At 64.9% G+C, this 8082-nt stretch carries 5 protein-coding genes; 3 read left to right on the top strand and 2 right to left on the bottom strand.

All coding sequences use genetic code 11. The features are described from left to right. Positions 1-29 precede the first annotated feature (29 nt). The 3 genes from K4G64_RS22690 (at position 30) to K4G64_RS22680 (ending at position 6436) form a co-directional block, all read left to right on the top strand. Positions 30-4403 (top strand): RHS repeat-associated core domain-containing protein, encoded by a 4374-nt coding sequence (locus K4G64_RS22690; protein WP_221757857.1) that lies wholly within the window; start codon positions 30-32, stop codon positions 4401-4403. Next, a complete protein-coding gene (locus tag K4G64_RS41480; protein ID WP_374206436.1) occupies positions 4303-4794 on the top strand; it encodes a DUF5958 family protein in 492 nt (163 codons plus the stop codon). Before K4G64_RS22690 ends, K4G64_RS41480 begins: the two co-directional genes overlap by 101 nt. A gap of 571 nt (positions 4795-5365) precedes the next feature. Beyond that, the gene (locus tag K4G64_RS22680; protein ID WP_260460817.1) at positions 5366-6436 is read left to right on the top strand and encodes a Dyp-type peroxidase; all 1071 of its coding nucleotides are present in this window, start codon (positions 5366-5368) and stop codon (positions 6434-6436) included. A gap of 218 nt (positions 6437-6654) precedes the next feature. Here K4G64_RS22680 and K4G64_RS22675 read toward each other — a convergent pair whose 3' ends face one another. Together K4G64_RS22675 and K4G64_RS22670 are read right to left on the bottom strand one after the other, a co-directional pair. Beyond that, positions 6655-7230, bottom strand: coding sequence for a hypothetical protein (locus K4G64_RS22675; protein WP_221757855.1), 576 nt, complete (start codon positions 7228-7230; stop codon positions 6655-6657). A gap of 67 nt (positions 7231-7297) precedes the next feature. After that, positions 7298-7930 (bottom strand): hypothetical protein, encoded by a 633-nt coding sequence (locus K4G64_RS22670; RefSeq protein WP_221757854.1) that lies wholly within the window; start codon positions 7928-7930, stop codon positions 7298-7300. Positions 7931-8082: the final 152 nt, after the last annotated feature.

Genomic DNA, 8082 nt, shown 5'->3' with positions numbered 1-8082 from the left:
GTATCAGTGCCGAGGCCACCACCCTGGTCGTGGACGGAGCGAGCGCGAAGACCGCCAAGCGCAGCTACGGGCGCTACGACATCCGGATCCGGCCGGTGGCGGGCCGCAGCACGGACTTGGGCTTCCCGGTCTGGATGACGCCGCTGGACACCAAGCACACCGTCACCTTCGACACACCGGCCAGGGCGGACGTCACGCTGACCACCCCGCAGATCCCCGGGCTTGAGGTGCGCATCCCCAAGGGCTCGGTGGTGCGTGACGAGCACGGCAAGCCGGTCACCGAGCTGGGCATCACCGCGATCCCCGTCGACCGGCCCCCGTTCCCGCTGCCCGAAAACAGTGCCGTGCCGGTGTACTTCACCGTCCAGCCGGGCGGCACGTACCTGTTCCCCAAGGGCGCGCAGATCGTCTACCCGAACTACACGCACGAAGCTCCCGGTACCCGGATCGACTTCCTCGCTTACGATCCTGAGCGCAAGGGCTGGCACACCTACGGGCACGGCACCGTCACCCACGACGGCAAGCAGGTCGTTCCCGACGACAAGACGCGCGTGTGGGCCTTCCACGGCGCCATGCTCTCCATCTCCGACGTCATCCCCTTCGACCTCTCCGCGATCTCGGACATCGTCGACTGGCTCTCCGGCGACCCCGTCGACCTGCAGAGCGGCCTGCTGACCGACTCCCGCACCGATCTGGGCGTGTCCGGGCCGCTGGGGTCGGCCGAGGTCACCCGCACCTACTGGCAGGGCGACACCCGCTCCCGCGCCTTCGGTATCGGCCGGGACCTGTCCTACAACATGTACCTGCACTCCAAACGCCTCTACACAGAGGTGGACCTGTACCTGCCGGGCGGCAAGAAGGTCCACTTCGTGCGGACCTCACCGGGCAGCGGCTATGCAGATGCGGTCTTCGAGCCCGAAGGCACCCCCACCGCTCTGAACGGCGCCAAGATCAGCCAGGAGTCGGGCAGCTGGCACCTGCGTCTGAGGGACGGCACCGACTACGTCTTCCCCTGGTACGGGCCCTTGCAGGAGATCCGCGACCGGCACGGCAACGCGGTGCGCATCAAGCGTTCCAACGGATCCAAGGGCGACATCACGTCTGTCACCGCCCCCGGTGGACGCTGGGTCTCCTTCAGCTACGACAGCGCCCAGCGGATCACCAAGGCGCAGGACAACACCGGCCGCAGCACCTCCTACACCTACGACGAAGCCGGCCGGCTCAAGACAGTCACCGACCCCGCGGGCAAGGCCAGTTCGTTCACCTACGACGGCGCGACCAACCGGATCGCGACCGCCAAGGACGCCCGCGGCATCGTCTACATGACCAACAGCTACCACTCCGACGGCCGGGTCAAGAAGCAGACCCTGACCGAGGGACAGGAATACTCCTTCGCCTACTCGAAGACCCCGGCCGGCCAGATCACCGCCACGGACGTCACCCAGCCGGGCGGCTCGGTACGCAGAGTGGAGTTCAACAACAGCGGCTTCGCCGTCAACGACACCCAGGCGTACGGCACGACGCTGGCCCGTAAGACTGTTTACGAGCGCGGCACCAAGCACCGCATCGCTGCCGTCGTGGATCCCTACGGCCGTCGCACCGAACTGTCCTACGACGCCAACGGGCACATCACCTCAGCACTCGAGCTGGCCGGCACCGCAAATGCCCGCTCCACGGGCAAGACGACCTTCGACGGCCCCTACGACCAGCCGACCCAAGCCGCCGACCCGCTCGGCAACGCCACCGTCTTCGGCTACAACACCGCCGGCGATCTTGAAACGGCCACCGATCCCGAAGGCCGCAAGACAGGCTTCACCTTCACGGGCGACGGCCAGGTCAAGACGGTCACCGACAACGCGAAAGCGACCACCCAATACACCTACCAGCACGGCGACCTGGACCAGGTGAAGGACGCCGAGGGGCGCATCTCCCGGCAGTTCACCGACGCGGCGGGCCGTATCAGCGCCCTTACCGACGAGGCGGGCTCACAGACCACGGTGCTGTTCGACGCCCTCAACCAGCCCAGGGAGATCACCGACCCGCTGGGGCACACCACCGCGCTCGGCTACGACGATAACGGCAACCTCACCACCCTGACCGACGCCCGCCAGAACACCACCAAGTGGGACTACGACCAAGCCGACCGCCCCAAAACTGCCACCGACCCACTGGGCGCGCAGGCGCTGTTCGAGTACGACGCCGCCGGATTCCTGAAGAAGGCCACCAGCAGATCCGGCAAGGCCGCTATCGCCGAGTACGACCTACTCGGCCAGCCCAAGAACACCAAGTACGGCGTCGACGCCGCCGGCCAGGCCGAATCCACCGTCACCTACGACTACGACACCCGTGACCTGCTCAAGCAGATCACCGACAGCAAAGCCGGCAACCAGGCCTTCACCTACGACGTCCACGACCGCCTGGCCACCACCACCGGACCCACCGGCAAGGTCACCTACGACTACGACGACGCCGACCGCCGCAGGCTGATGACCGCGGCCGGATCGAGCACCACCTACGGCTACGACAAGTCCAGCATCCTTAAGTCGGTCAAGACCGGCACCCAGGAAGTCACCTTCGGCCTGGACAGCGTGGGCCGGGAGAAGACCGCCTCGCTGCCCGGCGGCATCACCCGCACCACGGGCTACGACACCACCGGCGTCATCAAGTCCATCGCCTACGCCCAGGGCACCAAGGCTGTCGGCGACCTGACGTATACCAGGGACGTCCGCGGCTTGCAGACCGGCCTGACCGGCTCCCTGACGAAGGTTGCCCTGCCCGCTGCGGAGAGCGGCACCCAGTTCGGCGACGACAACCGCATCACCACCTACAACGGCCGCACCTTCACCTACGACACCGACGGTCAGCTCAAGAACGACGGCCTGCGCACCTACACGTGGAACGCCCGCGGAGAACTCACCGGTCTGGCCAAGGCGGGCACCGCCTCGTCGTTCGGCTATGACCCGCTCGGCGGCCGTATCTCCAAGACCATCGGCAACGCCACCAGCCGGTCCCTGACCGACGGTACTAACCCCCTCATCGAACAGAATGCCTCCGGCGGGACCACTGCCAGCGTCGCCACCTCGGGCCTGGACCAGTTCCTGACCCGCACCGAAGGCGGCAAGACGCAGGTCTACCTCACCGACGCGCTCGGCACCGTCGTGGGCCTGGCCAACACCGACGGCACCATCTCCACCAGCTACGCCTACGACCCGAACGGCACCCCCACAACCGCCGGCAGCACCACGTCGAATCCCTACACCTTCACCGGCCGCGAGGACGACGGCACCGGCCTGCTCTACTACCGCAGCCGCTATTACGACCCTCAGACCGGCCGCTTCATCTCCCAGGACCCCATCGGCCACGCCGGCGGCACCAACCTCTACCAGTACGCCCTGTCCTCCCCCACCACCTACACCGACCCCTCCGGCAACAACCCCCTCATCGTCGGCTGCATCATCGGCGGAGTCGTCGACGGCGGACTGGACTGGCTCACCCAGCGCCTGTCCGGCCGCAAAGTCAACTGGGGCCAAGTCGGCCAGTCAGCAGCCCTCGGCTGCCTCGGCGGCATGCTCGGCGCAGGCATCGGCGCGAAGCTGGGCCGCTGCATGGTCCCCAACAGCTTCACCGGCGACACCCCCGTCCTCATGGCCGACGGCACCCGCAAACCCATAAAGGACGTGCAGGTTGGCGACACCGTCCTCGCCGCCGACCCAGAAACAGGCAAGAGCGGACCACGTAAGGTCACGGCCCTGATTCAGGGAAGCGGTGATAAACGCCTCGTCGACATCACTGTCGACACCGACGGCATGGGCGGGGCCAAAACTGGCACGATCACCGCCACTGAAGGCCACCCCTTCTGGGCTCCCGAGCTCCACCAGTGGCTCGATGCAAGCGCCTTGACCGCAGGACAGTGGCTGCAAACCAGTGCCGGCACACGGGTCATGGTCACTGCCGTCCGGCACAGGACTGAAGAAACCTCGGTCTACAACCTCACCGTCAACGACCTGCATACGTACTATGTGCTGGCCAGCGCAGCACCCGTACTTGTCCACAACACCAACGCATGGTGTGGTCCAGGCCTTAGGACTGCAGCAGAAGCCGGTATCAGACCCAATGACGCAAGACGGATTCAGAACGCCGCGGACAAGGCCGGGCAACCGATCATTGTGGTCGGAAGCCGCGCCAAGGGAACCGCGCACCCCGCATCAGACTGGGATTACATCCTTTCCGGACCCTCTCGAACCCGCCACAAGGTCAAAAACTCTCTGCCGCGAGGGACAGGCGACGGGGAGGGAAGCGGGCGTGGCCGGGACTTCTGGCAGCGGTACAACCCGGGCCGTCCAGACTACGCCGAGTTGGACAGAAACAGGCCATACGTTGTTTTCCTCCCCGGAATGGGATGACCAGGTGCGAACGTCTGAGCGGATCATCAACGAGGCAGCCCAAGGGATCCTCGGCTACACCGAAGCCGTGGAATGGTTCTCTTCACTGGAGCCGGTAGAGCAGCGAGCGGTACTCCAAGAGATCGTTCGCTACTCAATGCAGGCCCACGCCACCGCCGCGGACGGACGCCAAGGAGTCGCACAGTCAGGTGTCAAACCGACCCTTACTCCAGCAGTCCTCATTGTTCGAGAGCCGACCCTCGAACAAATGGGTAAAATAATCAATCTCCCTCCTCGCGAGCATGTGAACTCCTTCCGTGTTCTTCTGTCGACCTTCACCGTTGCGGACACACGACGAAGGGAAACAGAGTGTCTCGGGGCCTGCAGTCACGCGTGGCACAACCTGTCATGATCGTCGATGGCTCGCCTGAGCAGACGGCACGACAGGAAGATTCATGCGGCCCACCATCGTTCTCCTCAGTTCTCCAGGGGATCATCAGCGCGTCGTGGCTCGCCTGCGGCAGGTCGGCGCCTACAGCGAAAGGGAATTCTTTGATCGGCTGGATCGGGGAGTGTGTAGCTTCGGCGTAGACGCGTCAGGTGATGTCCTTGATGGGTTCGATCAAGAAGAAGTGAATGAGATTCACCAGAAGATCGGCGAATTCCAAGCGGTCACACTTGAATACTCCGGAGTATCTTGCATTCGAGATCTCCTGGGTGAAGTGATCCAGGGGCTCTCAGGTCTACTAGACACAAATCACGGCGAACTCATTGAATACGGAGATGTTCTAGCACGGTTCCAGAGGGAACCTCTGTGGGATTGGCGATCCCCGGTAGGTGAGTAACGCAGGCGGGTGCAGGAAATCGCAGGAAGGGACAGTTTCATCCGTCGCCGTCAGCCGGCAAGCGAGCCGGGCTGCTTTCAACACGGACCGAGATGGGGAACACCTGTACTCCGCTAGACCAGAGGATGCCCCAAGACGATGACCAGTAGACGCAGACTCTTAACCGCCTCGGCTGCAATGGCCGCCGGAGCCGGCGGTCTCACCGCTGTCGGTGCCACTGCCCTGCGCAACGGTTCATCCGAACGGCAGGAGAACGAACCCGCCCACCTGCGTGGAGCGACGCCGCTGCCCTTTACACAGCTCATCTCACTCGATATCACCTCGGAGGGCGCACGCGCCGATGCGCTGCACGCCGCGCATCGCGCCATCATGGCGATCGACGGCGGTAGCGTCGCCGCTTGGCTGGCACTGGGCGAAGGCGCCCTTCCCTCTCGCACCGACAGGCCGCAGCAGCTGAAACGGATGCCGTCGTTTGCAGGTGACGTACTGGACCCTGTCCAGTCACATGGCGACCTCTTGCTCCACATCACCGGATCCTCAGACCGTGCCGTACGGCAGGCCGCCGAGCGGACGCTGCGCGCACTGCCACACCAGCAGGTGCGCTGGCGCGCGGACGGCACCCGTCCCGAGAACCGCACCGAGGACGGACGAGGTCTGTCACGTAATCCGTTCCACTTCACCGAAGGGCACGGAAACCCCGCAACGGCAGCTGAAACCGCCGAACGGGCGACCGTCAGGGCCGGTCAGGGGGAGCCGTCCTGGGCCATCGGCGGCAGCTATGAGGTTATCCGGATCATACGGCTGGCCACCGACTTCTGGGACCGCGACACCATTCCTGAGCAGGAGCGCATCATCGGACGCCGTAGGAACGGACGGTGGCTGGACGGCACGCCCAGTACCGAACGAGTAGTCTTCGCCACCGACCCCCACGGCAAGATCACCCCGCTAGACGCACACGTCCGCAGAGCAGCACCAAACCCCCGCACCCCTCCCCCGATGGTTCGGCGCAGCTACAACTACAACCGGGCCCCGGACGACCAAGGGCTGATCTTCTCTTGCTTCCAAAGTGATTTGGAGAGGGGTTTCGAGGCGGTACAGCGCAGGCTCCAGGGCGAGGCCATGGCCAAGTACACCCTCACCACGGGAGGCGGCTACTTCTTCGTCCCACCGCCCGGCGATGCCTGGCTCCACGCACTCACAAAGGGCTGACTCTCGCCCAGCAGCGCAATGGACTGCACTCGTGACCAACCGCTGAGCCCCGTAGTTTCGGCTATGCAACCATTGCACTCACACGAGGGGAGCGGGCGTCTGCACGATGCAGCGAAAGCCCGTCTCAGTCGCGGTCCGTGAGCTGCCGCTCCCAGCCCTTCTCCAGTTCCCAGGCAACGGAGCTGGCCCTCACCAGCGCCTCGTGCGCCATGTCGTCGTCAAAGGTCCCTACGGGCGTGGAGCTTGGGCTGCCGCAGTCGTCGTCTAGCAGACGGTGCGCGAACGAGTTGCGTCGTGTCTTCAGCCACGCAATATCTTCGAGGAACGTTGCTGTATCGATCGCCGCCTGCCACCGGGTCGGCCTTCTTCGCGAGTCCAGCCCGGTGAAGGCGGGTGTCCGAGGACTGATCCAGCATGTGGTTCATCAGTGACTCGAGGGCAGCGGCTACTGTCACGACGATGATGCCAGCGCCGATCTGCCGTGTGTCCCCGTCTAGAACCATCAGTGACTCATCGAGGATCAGGTCGCTCTCCCCTCCCCAGCCGGGGACCCTGTGAGCCCCGCTTCTGCGTGTCGCGCATGGCTCGGCCAGTTCGGAGTCGATGCTTTGCGCGATCCTGTCGCGCAGCCAGGCAAGGGATGCCACCCTGTCTTCGAACGGCAAGAACTCGATGCGTCCGTGCAAGCTGACGAAGTAGTCCTCACTGAACTCAGGGAAGACCCGTCTGCCTCCAGCCTGACTGCCCACCACTGAGGTGCCGCTCATCAGCTCATCTCCCGTACTGTTCTGCATAGTTGACTAGCCTGTCATGCCAGTGCAGAGAGGCAGAGTCAGGTACGGGGCCGCTCTGCTTCCGGGGCTACTTCCTGAACTGCCACTCCACGGGCTCGTCCAGTGAGTCAGGCGAGTACAGCACTCGCTCGGGGCGTCCCTCCTTGGGAGCCTGGAAGAGAACGTGGCCCCGCACGCAGTCACCGACTTTGACCTTCGCTTCCACCGGATACAGCGGTTGGGGCAGCTCGTTGCCGGTCATGTGGGTGGCTTCCACGCGGGCGCCGTCCGGGTAGGCGAGTGACCACACGAAGGGAGTCATGGTGACGCTGTCTGGGCCCTCGTTGCAGACCTTGACTTCGAGGGCGGCCCACTTCTGGTCGGCATTCAGCAGGTTCACCAGGTCGGGAATGCCGTGCTCCTTGTAGGTGAGGGCGGCGGCCCTGAGCTTGCCTTCCGCGTCGATGTCTGCGGTGTCGCCGAGCTTCAGTTCCGGGCGCGTTTTGTTGGGCGGGGTGCTGAGATTCGGGGCTGGTGTGGCGCTGGCCGCGGCCTTGGCGACGGACTGCTTGCTGTCGCCTCGCCCGGCATCCTGCAGGAGCAGCGTGGTGGCGCCTCCGGCGGCGAAGGCGACGCTCGCTACGCCGGCGATGAGGGCAACAAGCTTCTTGCCCCTGAGACCGGGCTGGGCCGGCGGTTGGACGGGCGTGGGTGGTGGCATGTGGGTCATCGTCCCCCCTTGTGGTGCTGTTGTGTGGGGTGCATCATGCGCTCACGTGAGTGCTCAACAAGGTTGCAGTGACTGGACCGTGACGAAGGTTCACTCGCTGGTGGGCGGGCCTTCGCATGCCAGAGGAATGGCTCGTTCCCGCT

Origin of the sequence: Streptomyces sp. WAC04114, from assembly GCF_019733245.1 — a bacterium.
GTDB classification, from domain to species: domain Bacteria; phylum Actinomycetota; class Actinomycetes; order Streptomycetales; family Streptomycetaceae; genus Streptomyces; species Streptomyces massasporeus_A.
This window is presented reverse-complemented; position numbering and strand designations above follow the sequence as displayed.

Excerpts from the sequence above, each read along its gene's own strand:
- K4G64_RS22670 (WP_221757854.1), bottom strand. The coding sequence starts at position 7,930 with ATGCCACCACCCACGCCCGTCCAACCGCCGGCCCAGCCCGGTCTCAGG.
- K4G64_RS22675 (WP_221757855.1), bottom strand. The coding sequence starts at position 7,230 with ATGCAGAACAGTACGGGAGATGAGCTGATGAGCGGCACCTCAGTGGTG.
- K4G64_RS22680 (WP_260460817.1), top strand. The coding sequence starts at position 5,366 with ATGACCAGTAGACGCAGACTCTTAACCGCCTCGGCTGCAATGGCCGCC.